The following is a 25729-nucleotide window of genomic DNA, read 5'->3' on the forward strand; positions in this document are numbered from 1 at the left end:
CCCCAAATCCGCCCCCAAAATCCCCAACTATGCGTAGCTCCTTCCAGTTTCGCAAAACCCCGCTTTACCGCCTCGCCGGCTTCCATCATCATGTCCCTGTTTCAAAATCATAACGTTTCGGTGCGCACCTGTTTTTTCTCCCTGCCCTATACTTTCAGTCTGACTGACTGGAGGTTTCTATGTGTGGACGTTTTGCACAAGCACAAACCCGTGAAGAATATCTTGCTTACCTTGCCGACGAAGCCGATCGCGACATTGCCTATGACCCTGAACCCATTGGCCGGTATAACGTTGCTCCCGGAACAAAAGTTCTGCTGCTGAGCGAACGCGACGAACAGTTGCATCTTGACCCGGTCCTGTGGTCTTACTCGCCTGGGTGGTGGGATAAAGCACCATTGATAAACGCGCGCGTCGAGACGGCAGCCACCAGCCGAATGTTTAAACCTCTCTGGCAGCATGGCCGGGCGATCTGCTTCGCTGATGGCTGGTTCGAATGGAAGAAGGAAGGCGACATGAAACAGCCCTACTTCATACACCGAGCCGACGGCAGGCCCATATTCATGGCGGCGATCGGAAGCACGCCGTTCGAACGAGGCGATGAAGCAGAAGGTTTCCTGATAGTGACGTCTGCAGCTGATAAGGGCCTGGTCGATATTCACGACCGACGGCCACTGGTTCTGTCACCTGAAGCGGCGCGCGAATGGATGCGCCAGGACATAGGCGGGAAAGAAGCTGAAGAGATAGCAGCAGACGGTGCCGTGCCAGCCGACAAGTTTATCTGGCACGCCGTGACGCGCGCCGTGGGTAATGTGAAAAATCAGGGACCAGAGTTAATCGAACCGGTCACTTAACAACGAGCAGATCCGAATATCTGGTCGTATACCGCGGCGACAGCATTTCACGCTTCATCTGCCACTGCTGCTGTATGCCCTGCCCGGCAAAATAAAGTGTACCCTTGCCGCCTTTGGCATTGAGATGGTCAAGGATCTGCATCAGCTGCGCGCTATCTTCGCGCGGTGCGTTCTCATCAAAGAGGTTTAGCTGAGCCACGCCCTGACTAAAGAAGTCGCCGAGCATGATCCCCGCTTTCTGGTACCGGTGCCCATCCTTCCAGATTTTGTCCAAGCACCTTACCGCGGCGTTAATGATGTCGCGGGAATCTTGAGTTGGGGTGAGAAGCTTCATTGAAGCGCTGTTACCGTAATACGGCTCATTAAGCGCGAATGGTGAGGTTTTCACGAACGCCGATATGTACCGGCAGTATTGATGCTCTACACGTAGCTTCTCGGCGCCGCGGGCGGCATAGCTGCAGATTGCCTGACGCATCTGCTCGTATTCGGTCACGCGTTCGCCGAATGACCGGCTGCAGACGATTTCCTGTTTCACCGGCGCGAATTCTTCAAGCTCAAGACAAGGCTCCCCGCGCAGCTCGCGCACCGTTCTCTCCAGCACAACGTTGAAGTGTTTGCGGATAACGGCAATATGGGTGTCAGCCAGGTCGAGGACGGTCTTAATGCCCATTGCTTCCAGCTTTTTACTGATACGGCGCCCCACTCCCCACACTTCATCAACTGGTAACAATGCCATGAGCTTTCGCTGGCGGTCGACATTCGACAGGTCCACTACGCCGCCAGTAGCCTTCCATGTCTTTGCAGCGTGATTGGCGAGCTTTGCCAGCGTCTTTGTCTGAGCAATCCCTACGCCGACTGCCAGACCGGTATTCCTGCGCACGGCATCTTTCAGCTCGCGACCGAACTCTTCCAGCACGCGGCAGTTACGCACGCCAGTCAGGTCACAAAAGGCTTCGTCTATTGAATAAATTTCGACGCGAGGGCTCATCTCCTCCAGTGTGGTCATCACCCGGTTGCTCATGTCTGCGTAAAGCTCGTAATTGGAGCTGAAGCAAACCACTCCATGCAGGCGGAAGTAGTCCTTACACTTGAAGTACGGATCGCCCATTTTAATGCCGAGCTTTTTGGCCTCCGCCGAACGGGCTATCACGCAGCCGTCATTATTCGAAAGGACGACGACAGGCTTTCCCCACAGATCCGGGCGGAATACCGTCTCGCAACTCGCATAAAATGAGTTCACATCCACCAGCGCAAACATCACATCACCGGATTATCGTCGACCCATACAGGGCTAATGGTATGGGTTACCACACCAACCAGGCGAACATCATCAAGAGCTTCGCCCTCTATGGCTTCGCCATCATCGGTAATGAGCACGTCACCTGCCCAGTACGCATGCTGCTGGCGGCCGCAAAACCAGATGAGCAACGTGTCTCCACGATTAAATGCCGATGCGTTTTCAATGACATCATAGCCTTCCTGCGTTTCGACAATGCTGGCAGAAGAAGGAAGGAATGGCTCAGTGACCGCAACAAAGGCGGCGTGTATGGCTGCTGCAGGACTCGGGAATCCCATGATGCACCTCCGATAGTTACTGTATATGCATACAGTATTATCGATCGGCGGTATCGATCAATAGCGTTTATAGTGCTACACTTCAGACCTTTCCGAATTCACTGATTTCTATAATGTTAAAGTTATTCGCCAAGTACACATCAATAGGCATCATCAACACACTCATCCATTGGATTGTGTTCGCCATATGCATCTACGCATTCCATACTGGTCAGGCGCTTGGCAACTTTGCCGGGTTTGTTGTCGCTGTGTCATTCAGCTTCTTCGCAAATGCCAGATTCACGTTTAAGTCATCAACCACGACCCTACGCTACATGCTGTATGTTGGATTTATGGGCACGCTAAGCGCTGCGGTTGGCTGGGCTGCTGATAAAACTGGAATGGCACCAGTCATCACGTTAATCGTATTCTCCGCAATCAGTCTGGTTTGCGGTTTCATCTATTCAAAGTTCATTGTCTTTAGGGATGCGAAATGAAAATTTCTTTGGTCGTTCCAGTCTTCAACGAAGAAGACGCGATACCTATTTTTTATAAAGCGGTTCGGGAATTTGAAGGGCTTCAGCAGCATGAAGTCGAGATTGTCTTCATCAATGACGGAAGTAAGGACGCAACAGAAGCGATCATAAATTCGATTGCTATATCAGATCCTCTCGTCAAGCCGCTATCGTTCACTCGTAACTTCGGCAAAGAGCCAGCTCTCTTTGCTGGTCTTGATCATGCTACTGGTGAAGCAATTATTCCAATCGATGTGGACCTACAGGATCCGATTGAAGTTATTCCTCATCTAATTGAGAAGTGGCAACAAGGCGCTGATGTGGTTTTGGCTAAGCGCGCAGACAGATCAACCGATGGACGACTTAAGCGTAAGACTGCTGAGTGGTTCTATAAGCTGCACAACAAAATCAGCAACCCCAAAATTGAGGAAAACGTCGGGGATTTTCGCCTGATGTCGAGGGATGTTGTGGAAAACATTAAACTCCTTCCAGAGCGAAATCTCTTTATGAAAGGTATCCTTAGCTGGGTAGGAGGAGATACTGTTGTTGTTGAGTATACTAGGGCTGAAAGGGTAGCTGGTGACTCAAAATTCAATGGCTGGAAGCTATGGAATCTTGCAATTGAGGGAATAACCAGCTTCTCTACCTTCCCTCTGCGCATGTGGACTTACATCGGCTTGTTAGTCGCAGGATTGTCTTTTATTTATGGCGCATGGGTGATTGTTGATACCATGGCGTTTGGGAACCCGGTAAGTGGTTACCCGTCATTACTGGTTTCCATTCTGTTCCTTGGCGGAGTGCAACTCATTGGTATCGGTGTTCTGGGTGAGTACATCGGAAGGACCTATAATGAATCAAAAAAAAGGCCTAGATATATTTTAAAGACCGGAGATAATGCATGAAGCAGATAAAGGAATATTTCATCATTATTCTTGTATTGGTTGCACCAATAATTTTAGCAAACATTTATTACATAGATGACATAGGCCGGTCAACACTAGGATACAGGTTCTGGTGGGAGGATGGCCGCCCACTTTCTGATCTATTGATGTCTGTTATTATGTTTAGCGGAACCATGGCCGACATCGCCCCTGTGCCTCTTCTTGCTGCATGCATTATGCTGTCATGGGCGTTTTACAGATTTGGCAAAGAGTTCTTCAACAACAAAAAAGGACTGTTTTTAATCCCTTTGTCATTTTTGATAAACCCGTTTTTCGTTGAGATTTTCAGTTACAGATTTGATAGCTTGACGATAATTTTTTCGGCAGTACTTTCTTTTGCTTTTTTATTTAATTTTTCCAGAAATAATTACACCAATGCATTGATTAACACGGCTTTAGTTGTTGGCGTGATGTGCTTATATCAGGCATCGGTCAACATTGTTCTTATATTTATCTCGCTTTCATTTTTCTTTGATGTTTACAAATTAAAAAAACCATTTGAAATAATAAAAATGTCAGCTTTGCGGGTTGCAAGTACGCTGGCAGGGCTGGCATTTTACATGAAGATAATATTGCCTTTAACATTAATGTCAGAGCATAGCGACAACCATCCGAGAGTATCAGATAATCTGATTACCACAGTAATCGATAACCTTAATGCTTACTACTCTTACGTGCAAGAGGTGATACTACCTTATGGAATGGGTAGTTATATTTTGCCAACCCTTATCATCATATCACTTATTTCTGCTTTGATTGTTTCTTATCGTTATTTAAAAGTAAATAAAGGAAAGTTTGCGTGGTTAATATTTGCCGCTTCTTTCGTTATAATATTTATTACTCCGGTTGCCGCGATAGGATCGCTTTTGGTGCTTGACAACCCAATGGTAAGATTCGCAAGAATTTACATAGGCTTTGGAGCTTATGTACTTTTTGTTTTATTCCTTGCTACGCTGGCATGCAAAGAAAGCAAAGTGCCATCTTTATTTGTTCTTCCTTTATACTTGTACATGATTGTTTTTACATGCGCGTATGCGAATGCCAGTAAGCATCAGGCTTCTGTTGACAAGCAAGTTATTGATTCTATAAAAGGTGACACAAAGGAAATCGACTACAACACAAACTATATAATTTTCAATGGTGCACCACCAAGATCCAGTATTCTTTTAAACTCCCAGAGAAACTTCCCGCTACTAGATACATTAGTTGTAAGTTATTTTGGTAACTGGATGTGGGCGTATAATTATATGTCAATGAACGGACTTAAACAGCGAGATCCTGGGTTTAACAGCGAGATAGTAAATACATCAATCAGGGATTTTTGCAATTACAAGCAGATAAGTAGAGCTCAAGATTATAACCTTTATCATGAAGGTATAAATTTAGTTGTAGACTTTAGCAAAAAAGACTGCATGAAATAATTACGTTACAAGTCAGTGAGAAGCCCCCGTCGCGACGGGGCCCTTCTCCACAATTACGCTCTCCCTCCTTCGAGCAGGAAGCGCTGGGTCCATGTACGTGCTGACCCGCTTTCTGCTACTCCAACACCTATTAGTTGTCCATTAACTTTAGATGCCAGTGAAGCGGGAGGAGAAAATGTAGCATCATCCGTTCCACGGGATAGTGACTTAGCATGAGTGACCCACGCATAGCTGGTATCTGTACTGAAGCACGTTACTGCGCCCGTAGTGTTGTAGCAAGACATGCTGACACTTGCAGGATAACTTATGTGGTTTGTCCCAATAGTTTTAGCGGCGTTACCGATACCAAGCCCATTCGTAGGCAATTTCACGAAATCCGGTGCGACACGGAGTGCGCTGTAGGATACAGAGCAGGCAGGTTGTACGTAAATCACGTTAGCAATGGTTGCATCCTCATAAGACAGCTTGACATCAAACTTACATCTAATCATTGCGGCCACGTAAAACTCAAACAGGTTTGGGGCACCGGCGCGTTTAGCCAACCAATGAGTGCCAAATGTATTTGTGTTATCCCATAAAATATCTCGTAACTCTACTGTGGTGGTTCCTGCTCCATCCCCTGAAACTGCCTGACAGCAATCCATGTGATTACCTGAGAAAACCCATCCGCGAGTAGATATTCTGAAGAAAAAGAACATGCTACCAGTTAGGTTGTTAGGGCAGAAGAACGTATTATCTGTTATTAGGATACGTGATGTCTCTGAATCCTGGGGTGCCGTAGTCCACACATCGCTGGCAACAAATGTTCTAATAATTTGTGTTATAGGCGCTACTCCAGAAATTGGATTAAAGTCGACGATGGTGCATTGGTTATTAGCAATAACAACGTCTGTTATAGATGTATCGGCATATATTTTCTCTGCGCCAATAGTACAAAACTGTCCAGTGATTACCGCAGTGTTTCCAATTACACGGACGTTGCTCATCAGTGGACCATGCCCGGCGATCTCACTACTATGCATTACTACAAACAGTCCTCGAACGCAGCCCTCAATGTAGTTGTATTCACAATAGGTGAAACTTTGATGCAGCTCTACCGCACAAGTGATTCGTTGAGCCAAGCCAGATTGGGCGGGGCTCATGAAGCAGTGACGAACGCCAGAATACGGGCACCCAATGTAGAATAAGGTCTGGTCAACGTTACGGTCTGTGTCCGTTTTCTTTATTTCGGTCACAGTGACGCGGCACACATCACAATTGGAGCCAAAACCGTTCCATCCAACAGTGCCAGCCCATGTAAGATCGCCCCCAGTAATATGGATATCCCTGACATTTACATTGTAGGATTTTCCGGTAGCAAATGCGTAACAAAGGGCTGAGCCAATAGGTTGAATATTTGCACCACAATCAATAACTCCGTTTCCTGTGATATTTGCGTCTCTTAGATCGCCTGCAGTCAGTGGGTCGTTACCATCGAACCCACATATAACGCAATAGCCCTTCTCATTGAAATAATCAGTGAGTTTTAGAGTAGCTCCAGCTTCAAAGTGAATATTGACACGAGACCGCCAGTGAATGATGCCACCGTAGTTCGCAATTTTATCGGATACACCATAAGATGCCAGATAGAAGGTAGTGCCAGCCGGAATGACAAGCGTTCCACCACCCGAGTCATAAAGAGCATCAATAGCATTCTGAATGAACTGACGGCTGTCTACGGTCGGGCCGGGTTGAATTACGTTTCCAGAAGAGTCGCAGTGGAAATCCCAGAGACTTACTCTTTCATCTAGCACCTCGGCTACTTTTCTATTGCTTGCATTAGCCGCGTTTTTATATTTATACCCAACAGATGAAGCACCAGAAGATGTCAAAAAGTATGCACGGATTGAAGCGTCACCAACACCTATCCATGCACCCGGACCTATGCCGCCAGAACTTTCTGGTGTTGAGTTCGCTGGCACGACCTTCCCACCAGAAGCAAACGAACCGGTCCATTTGTAGTATTCGCCGTCGGCAGTGTTGAGTAGTACTTCATTAGGGTTTTTGAGGGTCGCGCCGGTATTAAATGTCTTCCCGGTCAGGATTACGTAACCGTACGCCGCCATTGCCTGCTGAGAAAGATAGTTCATTCCCTCGATGGTGTAGTGCTTCACGCCAAAGCGATCAGTGTAGGTCCACCCGATTGATGTCACGAATTCATCAATTTTCCCCGCGTTAAATTTCAGGTCGCGAGGAGATTCACTTGGTACTGGGAGATTGGTCGGTTGCGTAGCCATATTGATTCCATAAAAAACCCGGCGCTGTGGCCGGGTTAGGTTGGTTGGGGACGGTTCTTATTGATAGATGGCGTCGCTGTATTCCGCGACGGTCAGAGATACCGTGTTATCGGTGTTAGGTTTGATGCTGTTTACTGTCCATAGCTGACTGTCCAGTTCTTCCACTGTTGCTATGAGATAGCGCGAGGGAAGCTGTACAGTGTCTCCGTTCCAGATATTGAGCTGAATGTTGGGTATTGCAGCGGTGAATCCGTACTTCGTATCGCTACGGGCGGTGGCCGGATAGCGCAGTGTCGGATTACCCAGGCTGTCGGTCACCAGCACATACATCGAGCCGGTAAACGTGATCGGCTCGCTGGTATCGAAGTTATTCCCGGCACGGCCGGTGATGTACCCATGCTGTTGGTTGCTGTCGTAGATGTCCGGCATCTGAATGACGCTGCCAACCTGAATGATTCCATCCTCAAATACTTTGGCGTTCATCTTCACCCGGGAGTAGATCAGACGTTTAGTTTCGCGCAGCGCGCGCTCACGGGCCTGATACTCGTTACGGAAGCCGACGATCTCCAGTTTGTTCGGGTTCTCCGCTTCCTGCTCGACGATGGCACCGTTCAGCACGCGATAGTTGATGTACGTCTTGTTATTGGTCGTCGGGTGAACGTAGGATACCTGCACACCGTCGTAACCGCCTGGCAACGTGGCTTCGTACGTCATTTTGTACTCGTCCGTCTTCATGTTGGCCCGGTTGAATACGGCAGCAGGATAATCAACTTTCTGATCACGGGTAAACGTCAGCACGCCGTCATCCCAGTAAGCCACCACTGAAGCCGCATTGCAGATCGCCTGCACGCGGTCACCGAGAGAGTCATTCTCATCGTCAAACGTATAGTCGAAGTAACCCAGACGTTCATCAGGCAGGCTTTCGGCAATCGAGTACAGTCCGTATAGGTCAATGCTGCTTACCGGCTGCTCGCCCATAATGAGCCAAGTATGCGCCACTGCATCAGCGAACGAGCGCGACGGCCGCAGCGTGTAATCTACCGTCTGCGTGTCCAGGTCGTACGTGATGGTGTAGCGCGTCACCAGCGCGTTATATTTTCGCTCGCGGCTGCCCAGCGCGTTCTCTGTCGCCCTCACCTTCACCCTTACAAGGGTATCTGTCGGGTGAACGACATTCGTCCGGATGTTGATGCTGTGGATCTCTTCGACCTTCAGCAGTGACGAGTCGCCGGAGTTATCCGTGCGCTGGAGGCTGACAGCGTATTTCCCGAAGCCGCCGGTTGGCGTGATTTTGTCAGTACGGTAGAAAACCTCACTGGTCGACTGGTGCGGGGTCGTCTGCCTGTACGTGAAAGTCTGCTGCGTGCCCGGAACCTGGTTGTAATCATCGTCGATTTTCCAGATGACTACCTTCCAGTTGGTTTCCTTCTTTCCGCCCAGGCTGGACTGCGTATGCAGCCACAGCTGCGTTGACTCGACCGGGGAGAAGAACGGCCCGACTACCAGCGCCTCGTTATCGTTAAGGATGAACTTCGTGGTGTTGATCGTTGCGTTCGCCGGGATGTCCTGCGGACCCTCCAGCTGGTTCATCGTAAACGTGTACCAGCGCACCGGGTTAACCACAGCGCCGTCGTTTGTTTCAACCGCAGAAATCAGCGTGCCGGAGAATGTAGCATCGGTAGTAACGGTGCCGGAGGCCGTGCTGTACGTCACATTGATGGTGAAGGTCACCGCGTGCGGCAGCACCAGCCCCATGAAATAGTCAAACTCGGCCTGCTTAACGATTTTCATCGCTATCTGTCCGCCGGAATACGTGCCACTAACCACAGTCGTTGCGGTTGCGCTCTCTACCGGGAAATCGCTGGCTTCGTTCTGCCCGGGAACCTCCTGCCCGTCGACGTCATCGAATCCGTAACCCTCAACGATCTGCGGTATAACTTCGCCCGGCTGATAGAACTGGAATTCAGCACCAGCCAGAGAACCCAGGCTCGACTCTGAGTAGCGCACTGACTCGTAATCGTATTTGCCGATCCCGATGCACATCCACTCTGTAACGTACTTCAGGCCGCCGTCGGTGGACGTCTGGTGCACGTATTCGAACACCGACTCCTGAATCAGATCCGGGAACGAACGAATCTGCCCGTAAATGTCCGGCTTGGCCTTGTAAACGCGGGCTGTGTTTGTCTGACCGGTCAGGCTATTGTTAGGCGAGTCGACAGAATTTCCACCGGTGTTTGCGATGGCTGGTTTCGGTGCCAGGAACGAAAATACCTGACCAACCACTTTAAAAATCGGGCTGAGGATGTCGCCGACTATGCCCTTTGGCTGGTCGAAAATCTGGATGTGGTCCAGCTCACTCAGCTCAAACGCCAGTTCGTCTTCATCACCCAGCCTTACGCCGTTGCGGACGATAAGCAGATCACGATGAAATGTAGCGTCATTGGCCGCCAGCCAGTCATAAAAAAGGGTGCCGTTTGGCACCCTGCAACGCAGCTTAGGCGTTCCTGGAAAATTCGATATCTCAACCAGCGCCATAAGAAAAATACTCCACTTTGGTGAATGCCCGCTGAATGACCAGCAACGAGTCCATGCGCACGCTTCCATTCTCGCCGCGCGAGTGCAGCGCCATCCTGTTCAGCACCAGGCCAACGTGCGCCGGTTGCGAGCCGCGGTATCCGACAAATATCCCGCCATCGACGGGCTTATCTACCTGGCGCCAGAAAACGACGTCACCCTGATAGCAGGTGAAGAAGTCCTCACCGGCTTCGTAGTCCGGCGTCTGGTGCAGTTCTATGCCGAGGACATGGCGGTAATACAGCACCACCAGCCCCCAGCAATCCACCTTCTCGAACGAACAGGCCCGGTTAGCCCACGGTACGCCGATCACCTTCCGAACAAAATCAGAGGTACTGAAGTCCTGTATATTCGACTGGATCATAAAGGCGACCGATATTGTTGTTCAGAGGATTGGTGACAGAAAGGGTTACCGATGCGGCATCAGCGTCGATGTCCACTGTCTTGACATATAACTGCCAGGACTTAATCGCCACAGAGACATCGCCGCTGTCGAATATCTGCCGCGTGGCCGTGATAGCTGTCAGCCGAGCCGCACCCTTCCACTGTTTCATCAGCGCTTTGATATCCGACGACAGCCGCCCAAGCTTCACCGTCGCGTCTATCACCGGCGTGCCGCTCTGCTGACTCTCTTCGATTTCAAAGCGCGCTGGCGTGTACTTCTGGCCGCCGAGCGTCTTGGGGAAGAACTGCTTATCGACGAGGCGCACATAGCCAAAGGATGGATGGTAGAACGTGATGGTGTCGTACAGACCGCGCGTCGGGCGCTGCTGCTTATATTCCCTGAAGCTTGGCATTACGGCACCCTCGGTAAAGATTCCGGGTCGCGCCCGTCTGGATAACCAGTAACAACGATATCCAGCCACGAATCCCACGGCGGCGGCAGCTCAACAATGATGTCGTCGAACTCGTCGTCGGCGTTGTAGAGGTGGTTCGCAATAACGGTACCCGTCCATGTCACAATTCCGCCATCGATGCTGGTTTGCACCGGCATCTGCGTGAAGTGAAGTTCCTGCAGCTGCAGGCCACTGCCGCCCAGGTTGATATTCATCCGGAACCAGTTCAAGCCCCGGTTGAGATAGTTCGGGCTGCGCAGCCACTGCTGGAAAGCACGCTCCTGCGCCAGGGTGAAGATCCACGTCAGCGACCAGGTTACTTTCAAATCGTCGGTTTGATTCTCGAAGATGGCCGGGCCGACCGCTGGCTGATCGGTCTGGAACCCGGTATCGAGCGTCATGTTTTTGCTGGCCTTCTGAGCCAGCGGCAGCCAGTCGGGATAGTCGATAATTGGCATCAGCCCTGCCCCCTTGGCGTGCGTTTGGCGGTAGTATTTCCTATGATTGCTTGGCTCATAACACCACCATTGTTCATATCGGCAACGAACGCCTCGACAGTCAGCGTATTTCCAGTTTGCGTGGCTCTAGCGTCATACATGTGCTGCCCTGATGACATATCATTGAATATGACACTAACCTGAATACCACTTCCGCTCTGCATATCCTTGTTGCTGATCACCCTGCCGTTGTCGCCCGGTATCATGTACTGCTTACCGGTACTGGCCTGGTAAATCTCCGGCTTCCCTCGCTCACCGACCTGATACATGCTTCCCGCTGACACAGGTCCGCCATTGTATCTGGCCCCAGCCAAAGCCAGCCCTTGAGCAAGCCCAACTGTAGATGCAATACCAGCCATCGCAGGCGCTGAGTTTGCGCCAAAGGATGCCAGGCTGGCCAGCGCTGCGGCTGGAGCCCATGCGGCCGCCGTCGTGGTAGCCATACCGACAGAAGCAGCGGTAGAAGCTGCGCCCAATGTCTGACCGATAATGAAGTTTTTGAGAGCCTCAACCCCAACCTGGACTAGCGCATTTACCACGCTATTCAGCATCGTGTTACCGAGTGAGCGCATAGCATCCTGAGCTGACATCGTTCCTGTGATCAGTCCAGTTATGACGTTTGATGCGTTTCCGCCAAAGGCATCCACGGCACTCGTTAGCATGCCGAAGCCGATATTCATTTGGCTTAATTCTTGCCACTGAGCATCCAGTCTTTTTTGGCGATATTGCTCCTCAATGCTAGCCCTTACAGCCTCTACCTCAGCTATTTTCTGAGGATAGAGCGCAGCGTACTGGTTGAGTTGCTCAATCTGCTGCTGAAACTGGCTTTCAACGCTAGCCACAGGAGAAGCTTGGCTTTGTAGGCTGCTGAAGTTGGACTGCGCAGCTTGCTTATCTCTTTCTGCCTGGGCTTGCTTTTTCAATGCTTCAGCAGTATCCAAAGCCTGTGCTTTGTACTCTCTTGCCTTCTGTCGCTGTTCATCCGTTGCATCGGCACCAAGAGACATCTCTGCCCTTAGTAGTTGCTGCTCACGGGTTAATTCGCTGGTTGAACCTGCTGCAAGAATAGATTCTTGTCTCAGGGCTTCCAATTTTTCGTTTATCGAGTCCTGCGCTTTAGCGTATTGCTCAGCTTCTTTCTGTGCCGCAGACTTTCCTCCTTTCGCTTTGCTGCCAGTAGCTGAGACGGTCGTTTTAATCTCGATCGGCTTTGTGTTAGCCGCGGTCTGCGATGCTTTGGAAACAGCGGCCAGGTCGCCAACCAGCATGGCGGCTTTATTACTCAGCCCGGCCAGCGCTTTGTTTTGCGCCTCCCAACCGTCGAGCCCAAGCCATGACCAGGTGCGGGCCCGGCGCGTAAACATTTCTGCAGTGCTGTTCAGATCAGATATCTGTGCATCGGCAGATATCGCCTTCCCGGCCAGCCTGTCGAGAGCTGCCGTCAGCGAGTCAATCACGGCGACCATGCCAGAGCTTGCACCAGTAGCCTGGTTAACAGAGTCGATCATCGACAGGAATGAGTTGGTCAGCGCGGTATTAGCCTGTGAAAGCGTGCGCGGGAGTTTCTCGAATTCTGCATTCACTGAGCCGGTTTGCTTCTGAATGGCGTTCAGCGCATCTTCTGCCGTCAGTTTCCCGTCCAGCATAAGCTGACGAAGCTCTCCGATACTTACGCCCATCCCGGCGGCAATCTGGCGCGCCAGTTCAGGCATTTGCTCCAGAATGGAGTTGAATTCCTCAGCCCGGATAGTGCCAGAGGAGATCGACTGGCCGAACTGGCGCAAAGCATTCGCCATTTCTTCGGATGAGGAACCGCCGATGCGCCCGATTTTCTGAAGTGTCTCGGTGAGCTGAATAATCTGACCGTTCGTCGCGCCGGTATCGCGCAACGCCGTGCTGAGTGTTTCCCACAGCTTCGCGGTGTCCTGCAGCGAACCGCCCGTCGACGAACTTATACGCATCAGGCTCTGTATTGTCTCTGATGCAGTCGCAGCACTTCCTGTCAGTCGCTCAATGCGCGCGTTGAGCTGACTCATATTGTCTGCAGCAACGAGGAAAGCCTTGCCCCAGTCAACAACGAGTGACGCCGCAATAGCACCGGCAACGCGGTTAATATTTGTCTGCAGCTCATCCATCTTTTTGGCTGCGGTAGTTGCAGAGTTGCCGATAGAGTCGAGCGACTTATTGGCCTTTCCCTGCGCCTTCAGCAAGCCAGAAACATCGGCCTCGATGTCGTAATAAATCTCGCCTGCTTTTTCAGACATCACTTTTCTCCGGGCATAAAAAACCCACCGAGAGGTGGGTTAGTTATTCGTGTCGTTTATTGGCATCGTTCGGTGTAGGCTGGCGGTGGCGGTGTGTCGCGCGAACTCAGGAAATGTTCGCCAAGCGTGTAATCGACGCCTTTCGAGAACATACCTTTCGATTTCATTTTCAACTCAACGAAGAATGGGTGAAACCCTGCATAGGCCCCAAAACCGTTCTTGCCGTTAATTTCCCCGCAAACTATAGCAAAGACCCGGCCCTCGTCAGCATCCATCATTTTTGCAACTTTCACGTTGCGAAATTGCGCACTGCTTGGATCAAGCAGGTTTGCTGAAACTTCTGATTGCGCCAAAGAAATTGCCTTTTCCTCACCCGGCTTGCAGCCAGCCAGAACCAGCGGAATAGCCAAAGCCAAAAGTATTTTCTTCACTCTTAACCCCTGAGTTTTATTGTCGAGCCATATTACGCCCGGTCAGGCTATACGGTACATTCATTATTAACTCAGGCTGCTTTCTTTGCTGATTTTTCTCGCTCAACCATTTCCTGCCAGCGACGATCGTCATCGTCCATAACCGCGTCGTACTCTTCCCTGGTGAAGCCTTTCTGGTCAGGGTATTTAGCGTTAAGCATCATGGCAAATTCGGTCATTGTGAGGTTTTCAGCCTCTTCCCTGCTGATTCCGAAATGGTTTCTCGCCGCCATGATGTATTCAGTCGCATGAAACTCCGGCGTCGTTTCCTTGCTTTCGTGCTTCTGCAACTTACGAACCTTCGCCCGGCCGATAACGCCGTGCATAATCAGTGACTGACCTATCAGAACCAGGTTCTCAGGCGGGAGAGAGCCGCGGTGCCATACAAACGTACGCCTGCCAGTACGGGAAGGCTCATGCCATCCTGTCAGTTCAGAAACGTCCTCTTCACAGCAGGACTGGATGACATTAATAGCCGAGAGAAGCGCCTCACGCACAAACGCGGCAGATCCTGCTGCTTCAAGTGCCCAGCGTGGCAGCGAAACGTCACCGAAATAGTGGGCGTAGAATTTGCGCTGATGCTCTGGTATCGCACTGTGAATCTCCCTGGCAGCATCAAGCATCTTCGCCACATCGTCATTAAACAGCGCATAGAACGTTCTGACGATATGGTCTGGCTCGCCGATCCGCGTCATGTTACGGAACGATGGCCGGAAGAAGTATTCCCGCTCGCCAGCACCAATCAGGCACTCGCCAATCTCTTTCAAAGGTGTCATATCGTTCTCCATAACCAGTATCAAGGGCAGCACGCCGCCCTTTGTAGTGATTACGGTGCGGCAGTTACCGTAACAGCGCAGGTGTCGGTGAAGTCGCCGTCTGCGGTTGTAGCCGTAATAGTCGCGGTTCCGGCCGCGACTGCGGTTACCAGACCGGTTGAGCTGACGGTTGCGATAGATGGTGCCGAGGTCGTCCAGGTGATCGCTTTATTGGTCGCATCGGTTGGCTGAACCGCGCCGTTCAGTTGTTGAGTTGCGCCAACGACCAGGGAAGCAGTTGCAGGAGTTACTTCAACGCCAGTGGCCGCGATGGAATCAGCGACTTCAAACACAACGGTGTCGGCGTCGTAGACCTTCCACTCGCCGGAGAAGGTGGAGATATCGTTGGTACCGAAATCACCAGACCATGAAGTTGTGTTCATGTAACCCTGGATGTAAGTACCGGCGTTCTCACCCGCGAAGTCGAAACGCACCCACAGGTTAGGCTGACGGCCTGCCTGTACTTCGTCAAAGATGTACTTCGACAGGCGCCACGCGCCGATCTCGTTATCTTTGTCAGACTTGCGAAACTCCCCTTCGCCGGAGATCGTCAGATCCATGTTGTTGACCAGGTTCTCCACCAGCCCTTTAGCATCATCCGCCTCGGAGTTGATGGTGTTCATCGAATAGTCGATGCCCTTGGTCGTCATAGCGCCGAGACGCTTCCACTCGGAAAGCGCTGGCACTGCGTCGGGGCAGCCAAAGGCCATGCGTAGCACAGCTACTTTCCCGATCAGCTTGCCAAAATCATTAGCACAGCCTTGCATGTGTACCTCTCAAATAAAAAGGCCGCCGGATGGCAGCCTGATGGGTTGGTGATGGGGTTATTCGCCGTAAACGCACATAAACTGGAGTCTGAAGACCAGGCGGCCCTCTTCGGTCAGGATAGGTGCTGGCATATTGCCGATGTTTTGAATAAGGCCAAGGCATTCATCGGTAATGTCGTTCTGTTCGATATAATTGATGATTTCCTGAGCCTTCTCTGCTGCTGCGCGGCGCTTGTCCTTGGCGGAGATGACATCCACCAGCACGTAGTGGTCAGATCCGAGGTCATTTCGGATGTCGGTACCGCCGTTAGGCCGGAACACGATGAATGCGTCGGTTAGCTTCTTTGTGTCGTCCCACGCCAGCAGCTGAACGATGAAGCCAGTGGTAAGCCCGGCATCAACAAAATAGTTACGCACGCGCTCGTACATGGCTGGTGTCATTTTGAAAGCTCCCTGAGTAGCGCCGCTTGCATCTGGTTTCGGGTCTCATTCATGCCAAGAGTAAGAAATTCCTTTTTGGCTGTAGCTCTGCGGAATGTTTGCGGGACGTCTGGATCGTGGACATAAACAGCATAGTTTGCTGAATAGCCAACCCTGCCAGTCACGACAACGCCTTTAACCTCGACCTCTCGATACTGGCTGTTAATTAAGGTCGAAGTATCTATCGGAGTGTAAACCGCAGCCTGGCCTGCTCCGATAATCAACGCCGCATGCATTCCCCTGACAAGCTTCCGCCTCTGAACATCCTTCATGATGCGATCGAGGTTTCTCTTTGACTCCTTAATCCCTCTGGCTTTGATGCCCATGGCTACACTCCCGTCAGGATGGCGTAATCATCCGCCAGGCGCTCGAACGTGTCGGCATAGCGAATAACCTGCCGCACCTCGTCGGCACCGGCCACAACTGGGTCGATTTCAGTCGAAACGCCAACCAGCAGGTAATCACCTGCGGCCGCCAGCGCAAACTCAGTCCAGACGGTGTTCTTCACGACGATTTCAGCGCCCAAACTGGCTAACTTCTTGCTGAGCCCGCCCTCGTAATCACAGAGGATTTGCTCAGGTTCGGCATAGCCAAGCGGATCGCCGTATTCGTCATTGCCTTCCAGCTTTCGCCAGATGGTCGCCGTCGCGGTGTAAGACCAGTTCGCTACCGATGACATCAGCCCTCCTTCCAGCGCAGCACCTTAGCGCCAGTCGCCCGGATGCGCGGGCAGTTGATGAACCACTCTCCGTCCGATTTCACGTAGCCGGTAGTCTCCCGCCCGGTATCGGTCATCACCCAGACGCGGGTGAATGCGCGCGGCAGTCCGTGCTTAACTGATTTGTACGTCATCAGCATCCTCCGACCACCATGAACAGGCCGACGCTGTTACCGGCGCTGATCGGCAGCTCGCCGGTGCATCCGCTGGTATCGAGATGGGCCAGCGAGTCGCGCAACCAGGTGATGCTGTCGTCGCCATATTCAAAAGAACGGGACGCGCCAGAAGGCGCACCCTGCGATTTGATGCGGCGCGCACCGGACGAAGTAGCCATGAGCGCGGCGGCGTACATCAGGATCAGCTTCGCGGTGCAATCGTCATACCCCGCGCCATCGAGGCACGGGATAATCTTGTTCACCACGCAGAGGATTGGATCCAGCAGCGCGCCCGGGATGGAGTAACCCAATTCACCGAGGAACGCCTGCACGTCTGCCGCTGTGATTTGGTCAGCCATGGTTATTTCGCCTTCTTGGTTGCTTCCGCCAGTGCGGCCTCTGCCTCTTCAGCGCGCTTCGTCATTGCCGAGAGTTGCTCGTCGAAAGTTACTTTGTCAGCTGCAGCCTGGTCAGTGAGCTTAGCCAACCGCTCCAGGGATTCATCACGCTCCTTCGTCACTGCCGCGAGCTGCTCGAGCAAATCGCTTGGCTGTGATGCTGCCGGAACGGACTCGCCGAAGAGCTTTTCACCCTTCTTCTTGTCGGTATCTTTCGCTTTACCGTTCGCTTTCCAGCGCGCTGCTGTTGCATCGTCCACTTCAAATACCGCACCAACCTCCAGCTTGCGGAGGTTGGCACCAGCGAACACGTTACCTGATGTGATTTCTACCAGTGCCATTCAGTTTCTCCTTAGCTGCTCGCGAAGAGCACACCGTGTTTCAGGTTGATGTCCTGCTTAACCATCAGGCCCATTGCGCCCCAGGTACGCCAGATGTAGTCGCTGTTATAGAACTGACGAGGGTCAGCAACAGTACCTACGGCCTGGCCGGTGATCGGAGCGATAACGCCTGCAGTCAGCGGTACCACCAGAATCTGGTTTCCGGTGAGTTCTGCATCTTCTTTCACGGCAGCAATGCCAGACAGTTTCAGGATTTCCTGCAGGATGGTGCCAGACTGGTAATTGTCGCTGTAATAGCGCTCCCAGTTGGACATGATCTCGCTGGAAACATACCAGGTCTGTGGTGCGTACTGGTTGTTACCGATTTTCAGCGTATCGCGCAGTGCGATCGCACCATTTCGGTTCTGTTCTGCGGTTGCAGTGCGGCTGGAGAAGTCGATGTTCAGACCAGATGCGCCTAAATCAACCTGACCGACGCGCTCATCGTTCTTCAGGCCTTTCCAGGTTTTTCCGTCGAAAGTTACAAAGTTGCCTTCCGAGTCGCGGAAACCATTGAACATGTAATCCACGATTTTACGGCGCACATCATCAACAGAGCCGCGCTGAGCGTCAGACAGGGAGGCCAGTGCAGAACCTTTGTTAAAGATCGGGTCACGCCAGTGGAATTTGAAACCTGAATCGTGCACTGGCACCATCGTGCCGTCGAAGCTGTATGCACGAGCATCCAGCGCAGCACCAATCTGGCCAGACATGGAGGTGTGCGCCCAGCCACGACCGCCAGTACGTGCATATTCATACACGGACTCTTCCAGTCGTACAGAGCGAGACAGCGGCATCAGGTCGTTAAACAGGGTGAACTCAGTGTTCGGTTCGAACTGCGCCAACACAGTCTGATCATAAGCGCGGTACATGCGGCGGATGTCGTCGACGGCGTTGACTGCGTCCAGGTGACCATTATCACCAAAACGAGCTCGGGCAATGAAGTCAGCCACGGCCTGGGCGCTCATGTTGCGCGCCATCTCCAGTTCACGGAACTGTGCCTGGTTCACTTCGAGGTTACCGGTGCGTTCACCGATAGAGCGAGAAAATACAAGCATTCATGTGCTCCTTACTTGATAACGACGCGCAGCAGATCGCCTGCAGCGACGGTGTACGCCGTGTCTTCTTCGACATATGCGCGGATGGACTCGCCTGTGGCATGGGCTTTAACCTGGCCGTTTGCGATGGATAATGGCTGCCCCTTTTTGTAGGTGCCTGCCGCCGCGCGCACGTTAAGGAACATGCCAGGCATCGGATGGATGCCTACCACCAACTCATTTACAGGGATTGAGTCGTCAACCGTCTGGCAGCGCAGATAGTCAAAGTCAGCGACATATAGGATCGCCTCTTCGTTGCCATCAACCGAGGCCGTGAACTTGGCTGCGGAGAAGAAGCCAACAGTACCTGGCTTAGTGGCGGCCGCCGCGGCACCTTCACGGTTGAGCAGCGGATTAGGGAATACGCCACCGGCGTGAATTACGTGTTTTCCGTCTTTAGCCATTTTTTACTCCGGCATTTCGCTGACTGATTGGGTGTTGGTTGCCTGGCGGAATGCACCGTTCAGGCCGAAAGATGTCTGGCACTTGGCATACATGGCGTCGAGCGCCTTACCATCCAGATCTGCGACTTCTTCATCGCTCATGTTCATCGCCAGCTTCACAGCCGCGCGCTTTTCGCCTTTCTCTTTGTCGGCGTTCGCGTTCAGGCTGTTGAAAACGACGTCCACGCGATCGGCGAGTGTTTTCGCCCACGCTGGCATCTCTTCGTTATTGGTGGCCTGCTCTTTTTTCTTGGGCTTGCCGGTTTCCGGGTCGATTTCTTCATCGCCTTTTTTCTTGGCGGTGGCTTCTTCGGCCTTCATCTGGTTGTATGCGTCCATCAGCTCGGCGTCGGACTTGCCTTCAGTCGGCTTACCAGCGGCTTGCAGCGCATTGATAATCAGTTCTTTCATCGGATCGTTCTCTCCGTTGGTTTTAATCTCGTACTCAGTGGGTTTGCGCACGACTTCTACAGGTTCGCCGACGAACACGGCCTTGCCGTCATCATCGATGAGGTACTTCTGTTTCAGGTATTTGGTGTCATCGCGGTAGATGAAGCTGTCCGGCCACACCGTTTCAGGCCAAAGCCACTTATCTTCTTCATCACCTTCGCGCAGCTTGTCGCTGATAGCGCGGGAGATGTCGTCAAAAGAGAAGTTGGAGGCATTGGTGAAGAAGAATTTGGTTTTGTTGATCAGGCCATCTCGGGTGCAGTCGATTCCGTCAGCAAGGCGGACAACTTCAATCTGTTGCTCATCACCTTCTGAGTTAACGAAGATGCCTACGCCCTCCTCCGGCGTTCCGGCGCCAGGCTCATCAAGCAGAACCGCCACATGGTCAAACATCATGTTGGTGGCGATCTCGTTGTATTTCTTGCCCTTCGACTCGCCATTGGCGGCGATGCCGGAATACAGCAGACCGGTGGATATGTGGATCGGGTCGGAGTTGGTACCGGCCAGCATCTCATCCAGGCGGTTGATCAGGCGCTTGCCCTTGTCGCTCGACTCGGCGTACTGGCGGTTAACGTACATGTCGCCCGTTACCTTCCCGTCTTTATGGCTGACGTTCTGTAGCCAGGCTCCGACGTGGTACTCATTCACCGCCCGGACATCACGCGCCGACACATGCTTGCCGTCCACTTTCGGGTGGCCCAGCGGCATCGGGTTACGCTCAAGCGTGTTGTAGGCTTTTTCGATTTCTGCTGCCGGGTACAACTTCCGGTTCATCACGATATCGTCCACGACAGGCGTGATGCCGCGAACCACGAGATGTGGCTTGCCGTCGATGGTTTCAGTGGTGATGTTTGAAGCGGAGTTGACGACGGTCAGCACGTTAACGCGGTTGCGTTTCATGCTGGGTCCTCATTGGTGGATTACAGGCAATAAAAAAGGCCGCCGAAGCGGCCTTTAACTAATTGATTAATTACACAATAGGAATGTAAATAGTAACGCTGATTTCATCTATGAGACGGTTGGCAGCTATATCACTAATAGTCTCAACTTTCATCAACTTACCTTCCAGTAGAGTCTCACCATTCACCCCAACGGACCAAACTTTGATATTACTTTGGAGATCACGCCTTAAAGCATCAACAATCATGTTCGCTTCTTTGAAATCATCATGCGCTTTTGCTGTAAATCTAGCAGCATTAAAGGCACCATCTTTAGTCATGCTCACATGCAGAAGATCGCCAATTAGCATACCGTGGTCTGGCTTTTGACAGTTTGCCGGTCCTGTGTGTAACTTAGAATTGAAAAACATGAGCTCTCCTTATTAGTTAATGCTCGTGTTTTTTATATCATGAACTTACATTCCACTGCTTGCGCTCTTTAGCCAATTTTTCTGCAAGCCCTTCGTTGAATATGCTGCCGTCGTCGTTGAGCAGTACCGGAATCTGGCTGCAGTAGCAGTTATACCGGTTTCCATTCTCAGCGTAGAAGTCCCGCACCTCTTCGGTGGTGTAGACCTTGCCATGACGGCTGGCGTGCCAGGTGCGCGTCGTAGGCTTGAGCGCTGACAACCACAGCAGGCCGGTATTCAGTCCCAGCCGGTCAGCAGCCCAGTCCGTTTCATTCCACTGAGCATGCCGCAGCGCGCCAACCTGCTCAGTCTGAGCGATGGTCTTCGCCTTCGACATCGACGCATCAAGGCGCTTGCTAATGACGCTGGCCGTCTCGCGTGGATTAACGCCCCGCGCCACTGCGTCGGTGATGACGTTGGTCAGGTCGCCGCGGGTGGTGTCGCTGATGAACTTCCAGTCACTGAACGTTGTCAGCCTGGCCGCCGCCACCTGATTAAGGTAGCCGGGGCTGCTTAAAAGCTGCTGTAGCGTCGTCTGACTGGCGTAAACCTGCGACTGCACCGACAGGTTGGTGAAGGCGTTTAACGTGCCGCGGTCATATTCCGCAATGACATAGTCCATCGCCCATAGGTTCTGGCTGCCGCCATCAAGAAGCTCATCATCCAGAATCGACTGAACTACCTGCAGCAGGTCGGCCAGCTCAGCGGCGGTCATGTCGTAGATGAACTTACCAGCATTGACCTGATACAGCGAAGGCTCAGCGCCTTCGTTGTTGCACAACATCCACGACTGCTGCGCGTTAGTCTCTCTCTGCTGCCCTGTCAGCCTTTGGTCAAACAGTGCCTTTAGCCTTCGCTTGATGTTCAGATACCGGTCTTCGATATCATTGAACATCCTGCTGACCTGCCGCGATGATTGCGTCGGGTCAGCTTTATTGCGCGGTACGATTGGCGTCCCGATTCTGGTTTGCGCTGTCATCATCATCTGTCAGCGGATCCTTATCGGTTTGCTTTTTATCAGGGTTAGGTGGCTGAACAACCTTGCGAGGCTCCAGTTCACCAACTGCGCGAATTTCGTTTTCATCCACCGCCGGTGTGCCGTATGCCTGCTGGGTATCCTTCGCCACGACAGCCATTGCCTGCATGTTGGCTATCTTCTCTTTTTCGCTCGGCGCGAGCAGATCAGACCATGCCAATGTGACCTCTCCGGATGATGGCGGGTCAATGACACCAACCGTCCAGAAGCGCTCAAGCACGCTCTCGACCACCATCGACTGGAATCCCCAGCGGCGGCCGTTACAGCGCTTCGCCCAGTCTGTTTTGTCCTCATCGGAGGCAAGTCGCCCCGTCTGCTGACCAAACAGGATGGTGAATGGGCACTGAATCGAAGATGCAAACTCGTTGGCGGCCACTGTCCATGTAGGGGATGGATCTGCCGCTGCAACGGAGAGTACCGAAGGCGTACCGGCCTGCATTACCAGGGCAGCATCAGTGCCACGGTTCATCTTGGCGACTTTGTCGTTAAGCGCCTCGCCAAGGTCTTTGTAGCCAGCGTCCGTGGCTGCCTTGGTCAGGTTCGCAATGTTGGTCTCTTTATCGAACGCAATCCCGAGTTGGCGACTGGCATTCTTCAGGAAACCTTCGGCACTACCACCCGATACCTTTTCAAGGTCGAGCAGTTTGTTGTAGCCTGCGCGCAGGAATGGCACCCCAGAGAGCATGTTTTCGTCTTCAGAGCCTTCGCAAAGGATGATGATTCGCTCGGGGTGTACGGTAACGCCGCGCACCGAACCGTACGTACCATCATCGCCGACAGGCTGCTCGTTGAAGTTGTACGAAACAGGCTGCCCGTAGGTTTCTGAAAGAGTGTCTGTGTCGAAGTTGCCCGGCTTGACCTGCGATTCCCACGCGGGGATCAGCTTAACGATGGCCTTGCCTTTCAGCCTCGCTACCACTGACCTGTCTACCGGCTCACTCCACTCCCTGCCGTCGCGGAACTGAATGAGCAATGCCGAGTACCGACCGACAAGATTACGGCGATCCGCATCCTTAATTTTCGGCCAGTGCTTCTTCAGCAGCTTAGTGGCTGATTTCTCCCAGCCCGTTGTCTCGGTTGACTCCTTGCCGTCGTCACCGTCTATGATCGTCGGGTTATCAACCCAGCACGAATCAAGAAGCTTATGGACTGCGGCAAACGCCACCGCGTTGCGCTCGTATGCCCGGTAGTAGCGGTCGAACTCGAGACTGTTTGGATAGCCGAACTCATCCCACAACTTCGTGCGTTTGGTGTTTCCCGGCTGGCCTGCGTACAGCATGCGCTGCCGCCCGATAGCATCAGCAAGGGCATTAACGAGGAATGAAACCTCGCTTTGTTGTTCACTCACTGATGAGCTCCTTAGAAGAATACTGCGCCGACCTGCTTGTGGTTGTTCTTCGCTACCGCAAAGTAACGGAAGCCGTCAGCACCGTGTGATGTGAAGTCATGAAGCGGTTTGTCTTTCCAGCACCCGCGCTTGTCGTCCCACTCCTTGCGGTAGCCTTCGAGGTGAGATATGCCCTCGGCACATTTCTCCTCATCGAAGACGCAGGATGGGAGAATTTCACGCACCGACTCAATGCCGGTATCGACACCCGTTTTCGGAACAACATTGAACGTCATCGAGTAAACCTGTCCGTCGATTTCATAGCCTTCCTGCGCAAGTTCTTTACGCGATTTGGCATCAGCGCCGAACTCGCGGTTTTCGATGTCGTGCGGACCCCAGTGTTCGCCGTATTCATAGCCGCGGTCTTTCAGCACCTTCATGTAATGCCTCAGCCCCTCGCCGGAGTTTTCGTAGTAGTCGATAATGTGGAACTCTTCGCCGACCTCACGAACAAACCAGATCGCCGTGGAGTCACCCACGCCGATATCCCAGAACGTATGCACCGGCAGGTGCGAGTTATCAGGGATTTGGCCGATCCGCTTGTTGGCGTAAAGCCAGCGGAACTGTTTGGCGTAGTACGCGCCCTCGACCGATTGCTGGAATGCCTCGGCCGGAATGGTCGGGTATTCGCGCTTCATGTCATCACCGAGCGTTTTCTCTTTAGCGTAGTACCAGGCTTTCTGGCGTTCATTGACAACTACGCCGTGCTTCGCCTCCATTTCAGCGAAGTACTCAAGCAGGCGCACCGGCAGAGGTTCGACCGGGTCGATTGCATACTGCGGGTTCTTCCACCAGGAGAAGAAGAAAAACTTCCAGTCCAGCGCGGATAAGGGCTTCCCCTGCAGCAACGCTTTCTCTGCCGTCTGGCAGTAATCGAAGAAGTAACCCGCCCGGCCCTCTGCCGTGCTCTCGATAGTAGCGAAGCATCCGGTCGATACCGCCTCAAAGGCACCAGTGACGATTTCACGGGCTTTATCCGGATACTTGGCGCATATCTTCCCGAACTCTGAAACATGCAGATAGCGCAGCGTACCGCCACGAAACGACGTGCTGACGTAGAGCGAGCCGCCCTTCTTAAAGACGAGCTCACCAGACGAATCATTGCTCGCCGGGTTGGCCGCCTTTATCTCTGCCGGCAGCTTGTCGTATGCGTACTTCACCTTTTCGCGGAACAAGCGCTTTGCGTCATTCAACGTGTGAGCAATCAGCGCGCACTTCGCCGACTCGAACAGAGCCGCGTCGAGCTGGATGATGCACACCTCTGTTGTGAAGCCGAGCTGACGAGCTTTAAGGATGATGTTGCGGGTGTGGATCCCCTCGAAGTATTCCCGCTGCTCAGGTGTCATCCTGAACCGCGTAGGCTTTCCCTCTTTGTCGGTGATCCAGTAAAGATTGTTAAGCCGCCAGTCTTTGTCGGCCAGCAGCTTGATGTGCTCAGGTTTCATTACGCCCCCTGAGACAGAGAATCCATCAGGTCAGACAGTTGCTTAACAGAGTTGTCGCCTTCCGGCCCGTCGATATCGTAGGCCTGACGCTCAAGCCCGATCAGATTCTTCAGCGCGTCGCTCAGTGCCTTAACCGACTTAACGCGCTCCGGCATACTGATGACCTTGTGGTAAATCTCATTGAGCTTGTCCTGACCCTTGTCGTCAGGGTCTAACATCAACTCTCCGAGCTTCTCCAGTGCGGCCACGTCTGCACACTCTGCCCCCAACTCATCAAACAGGGCATTCGTTATCTGTCGGGCACGCTTAATATCGCCGCGGTGCTCCATGCGAACATTGGCTATTACCTCAGCTGTCGCCTCGATGAGTACGCGTTCGTTAAAAGTGACTTCACTGCGTACCTGTTTGCGTACCTCAGCTTTGCGTACCAGATCGTCGGCTCGTTCTTTCACCTTCGCATTCAGGTCACGCGACCAGTCGTCACGCTTGGCGCGCTTACGAATAGCGCCTTCGCTGATGCCGTGTTGTGATGCTATTTCTCGGAGGGACATCACTCCGGCCCGGTACGCCGTCTCGATGGCCTCCCAGTCCGGTTTGCTCATTCGTTACTC

General features: G+C 52.5%; 29 protein-coding genes. 4 read left to right on the top strand and 25 right to left on the bottom strand.

The window, feature by feature from the left end:
* Nucleotides 1–179: 179 nt before the first annotated feature.
* The gene (locus ACJBF3_RS05970) at nucleotides 180–851 is read left to right on the top strand and encodes an SOS response-associated peptidase (RefSeq protein ID WP_047717739.1); all 672 of its coding nucleotides are present in this window, start codon (nucleotides 180–182) and stop codon (nucleotides 849–851) included.
* Here the strand turns inward: ACJBF3_RS05970 and ACJBF3_RS05975 are convergent.
* Entirely contained in the window at nucleotides 844–2109 is a 1266-nt protein-coding gene (locus ACJBF3_RS05975; protein WP_047717740.1) for a Y-family DNA polymerase, read from the bottom strand. The two genes, ACJBF3_RS05970 and ACJBF3_RS05975, sit on opposite strands and share 8 nt — an antisense overlap.
* On the bottom strand, nucleotides 2109–2426 hold the full coding sequence (locus ACJBF3_RS05980; RefSeq protein WP_047717742.1) for a hypothetical protein: 318 nt from the start codon (nucleotides 2424–2426) through the stop codon (nucleotides 2109–2111). The genes ACJBF3_RS05975 and ACJBF3_RS05980 overlap by 1 nt, the downstream gene beginning before the upstream one ends.
* Nucleotides 2427–2539: 113 nt before the next feature.
* Between ACJBF3_RS05980 and ACJBF3_RS05985 the strand changes: the two genes are divergently transcribed.
* The 3 genes from ACJBF3_RS05985 to ACJBF3_RS05995 are packed head-to-tail and all read left to right on the top strand — an operon-like array spanning nucleotide 2540 to nucleotide 5282.
* On the top strand, nucleotides 2540–2902 hold the full coding sequence (locus tag ACJBF3_RS05985; RefSeq protein WP_047717744.1) for a GtrA family protein: 363 nt from the start codon (nucleotides 2540–2542) through the stop codon (nucleotides 2900–2902).
* Nucleotides 2899–3822, top strand: coding sequence for a glycosyltransferase family 2 protein (locus tag ACJBF3_RS05990; RefSeq protein ID WP_047717745.1), 924 nt, complete (start codon nucleotides 2899–2901; stop codon nucleotides 3820–3822). The genes ACJBF3_RS05985 and ACJBF3_RS05990 overlap by 4 nt, the downstream gene beginning before the upstream one ends.
* Nucleotides 3819–5282 carry a glucosyltransferase domain-containing protein gene (locus ACJBF3_RS05995; RefSeq protein WP_047717746.1) on the top strand — a complete coding sequence of 488 codons (1464 nt, stop codon included), beginning with the start codon at nucleotides 3819–3821 and terminating at the stop codon, nucleotides 5280–5282. Before ACJBF3_RS05990 ends, ACJBF3_RS05995 begins: the two co-directional genes overlap by 4 nt.
* A 53-nt stretch (nucleotides 5283–5335) precedes the next feature.
* Here ACJBF3_RS05995 and ACJBF3_RS06000 read toward each other — a convergent pair whose 3' ends face one another.
* The 23 genes from ACJBF3_RS06000 to ACJBF3_RS06110 form a co-directional block, all read right to left on the bottom strand.
* Nucleotides 5336–7558 carry a hypothetical protein gene (locus ACJBF3_RS06000; RefSeq protein ID WP_052951237.1) on the bottom strand — a complete coding sequence of 741 codons (2223 nt, stop codon included), beginning with the start codon at nucleotides 7556–7558 and terminating at the stop codon, nucleotides 5336–5338.
* Between the two features lie 57 nt (nucleotides 7559–7615).
* A complete protein-coding gene (locus tag ACJBF3_RS06005; RefSeq protein WP_047723595.1) occupies nucleotides 7616–10093 on the bottom strand; it encodes a host specificity factor TipJ family phage tail protein in 2478 nt (825 codons plus the stop codon).
* Nucleotides 10080–10496: an NlpC/P60 family protein gene (locus ACJBF3_RS06010; RefSeq protein ID WP_047723597.1), complete on the bottom strand. Its 417-nt coding sequence runs from the start codon at nucleotides 10494–10496 to the stop codon at nucleotides 10080–10082. Before ACJBF3_RS06010 ends, ACJBF3_RS06005 begins: the two co-directional genes overlap by 14 nt.
* Nucleotides 10459–10929 carry a hypothetical protein gene (locus ACJBF3_RS06015; RefSeq protein WP_047723599.1) on the bottom strand — a complete coding sequence of 157 codons (471 nt, stop codon included), beginning with the start codon at nucleotides 10927–10929 and terminating at the stop codon, nucleotides 10459–10461. The genes ACJBF3_RS06010 and ACJBF3_RS06015 overlap by 38 nt, the downstream gene beginning before the upstream one ends.
* A complete protein-coding gene (locus ACJBF3_RS06020; protein ID WP_047717749.1) occupies nucleotides 10929–11426 on the bottom strand; it encodes a hypothetical protein in 498 nt (165 codons plus the stop codon). Before ACJBF3_RS06020 ends, ACJBF3_RS06015 begins: the two co-directional genes overlap by 1 nt.
* Nucleotides 11426–13729 carry a tape measure protein gene (locus ACJBF3_RS06025; RefSeq protein WP_284968208.1) on the bottom strand — a complete coding sequence of 768 codons (2304 nt, stop codon included), beginning with the start codon at nucleotides 13727–13729 and terminating at the stop codon, nucleotides 11426–11428. The genes ACJBF3_RS06020 and ACJBF3_RS06025 overlap by 1 nt, the downstream gene beginning before the upstream one ends.
* Before the next feature lie 56 nt (nucleotides 13730–13785).
* Entirely contained in the window at nucleotides 13786–14160 is a 375-nt protein-coding gene (locus tag ACJBF3_RS06030) for a hypothetical protein (RefSeq protein ID WP_047723603.1), read from the bottom strand.
* 71 nt (nucleotides 14161–14231) lie between these two features.
* Entirely contained in the window at nucleotides 14232–14975 is a 744-nt protein-coding gene (locus tag ACJBF3_RS06035; protein WP_047723605.1) for a DUF6246 family protein, read from the bottom strand.
* Nucleotides 14976–15025: 50 nt separating this feature from the next.
* Nucleotides 15026–15781, bottom strand: coding sequence for an Ig-like domain-containing protein (locus ACJBF3_RS06040; protein ID WP_047723607.1), 756 nt, complete (start codon nucleotides 15779–15781; stop codon nucleotides 15026–15028).
* Between the two features lie 57 nt (nucleotides 15782–15838).
* Complete coding sequence (locus ACJBF3_RS06045) at nucleotides 15839–16222, bottom strand: hypothetical protein (protein WP_047723608.1); 384 nt, start codon at nucleotides 16220–16222, stop codon at nucleotides 15839–15841.
* Nucleotides 16219–16587, bottom strand: coding sequence for a hypothetical protein (locus ACJBF3_RS06050; RefSeq protein WP_047723610.1), 369 nt, complete (start codon nucleotides 16585–16587; stop codon nucleotides 16219–16221). Before ACJBF3_RS06050 ends, ACJBF3_RS06045 begins: the two co-directional genes overlap by 4 nt.
* A 2-nt stretch (nucleotides 16588–16589) precedes the next feature.
* A complete protein-coding gene (locus ACJBF3_RS06055) occupies nucleotides 16590–16940 on the bottom strand; it encodes a hypothetical protein (protein WP_284968207.1) in 351 nt (116 codons plus the stop codon).
* Complete coding sequence (locus tag ACJBF3_RS06060; RefSeq protein WP_032669786.1) at nucleotides 16940–17113, bottom strand: hypothetical protein; 174 nt, start codon at nucleotides 17111–17113, stop codon at nucleotides 16940–16942. Before ACJBF3_RS06060 ends, ACJBF3_RS06055 begins: the two co-directional genes overlap by 1 nt.
* Nucleotides 17113–17493 (bottom strand): hypothetical protein, encoded by a 381-nt coding sequence (locus tag ACJBF3_RS06065; protein WP_047723618.1) that lies wholly within the window; start codon nucleotides 17491–17493, stop codon nucleotides 17113–17115. The genes ACJBF3_RS06060 and ACJBF3_RS06065 overlap by 1 nt, the downstream gene beginning before the upstream one ends.
* Nucleotides 17494–17495: 2 nt before the next feature.
* Nucleotides 17496–17873, bottom strand: coding sequence for a hypothetical protein (locus tag ACJBF3_RS06070; RefSeq protein ID WP_047723620.1), 378 nt, complete (start codon nucleotides 17871–17873; stop codon nucleotides 17496–17498).
* An 11-nt stretch (nucleotides 17874–17884) separates the two neighbouring features.
* Nucleotides 17885–18970 carry a major capsid protein gene (locus ACJBF3_RS06075; RefSeq protein WP_047723622.1) on the bottom strand — a complete coding sequence of 362 codons (1086 nt, stop codon included), beginning with the start codon at nucleotides 18968–18970 and terminating at the stop codon, nucleotides 17885–17887.
* Between the two features lie 11 nt (nucleotides 18971–18981).
* Nucleotides 18982–19413: a hypothetical protein gene (locus ACJBF3_RS06080; RefSeq protein ID WP_047361809.1), complete on the bottom strand. Its 432-nt coding sequence runs from the start codon at nucleotides 19411–19413 to the stop codon at nucleotides 18982–18984.
* Between the two features lie 3 nt (nucleotides 19414–19416).
* On the bottom strand, nucleotides 19417–20802 hold the full coding sequence (locus ACJBF3_RS06085) for a DUF2213 domain-containing protein (RefSeq protein WP_047723624.1): 1386 nt from the start codon (nucleotides 20800–20802) through the stop codon (nucleotides 19417–19419).
* A gap of 70 nt (nucleotides 20803–20872) precedes the next feature.
* Entirely contained in the window at nucleotides 20873–21211 is a 339-nt protein-coding gene (locus ACJBF3_RS06090; RefSeq protein ID WP_047723626.1) for a hypothetical protein, read from the bottom strand.
* Between the two features lie 37 nt (nucleotides 21212–21248).
* Nucleotides 21249–22229 (bottom strand): phage minor head protein, encoded by a 981-nt coding sequence (locus tag ACJBF3_RS06095; protein WP_406544879.1) that lies wholly within the window; start codon nucleotides 22227–22229, stop codon nucleotides 21249–21251.
* Nucleotides 22183–23634, bottom strand: a complete 1452-nt coding sequence (locus ACJBF3_RS06100; RefSeq protein WP_406544822.1) for a DUF1073 domain-containing protein — start codon at nucleotides 23632–23634, stop codon at nucleotides 22183–22185. The genes ACJBF3_RS06095 and ACJBF3_RS06100 overlap by 47 nt, the downstream gene beginning before the upstream one ends.
* Before the next feature lie 11 nt (nucleotides 23635–23645).
* A complete protein-coding gene (locus tag ACJBF3_RS06105) occupies nucleotides 23646–25118 on the bottom strand; it encodes a terminase (protein ID WP_047723630.1) in 1473 nt (490 codons plus the stop codon).
* A complete protein-coding gene (locus ACJBF3_RS06110; protein WP_047723632.1) occupies nucleotides 25118–25720 on the bottom strand; it encodes a hypothetical protein in 603 nt (200 codons plus the stop codon). The genes ACJBF3_RS06105 and ACJBF3_RS06110 overlap by 1 nt, the downstream gene beginning before the upstream one ends.
* Nucleotides 25721–25729: the final 9 nt, after the last annotated feature.

It is taken from the genome of Enterobacter sp. PP-008-ECC_S150, assembly GCF_045257065.1.
GTDB lineage: Bacteria > Pseudomonadota > Gammaproteobacteria > Enterobacterales > Enterobacteriaceae > Enterobacter > Enterobacter chengduensis.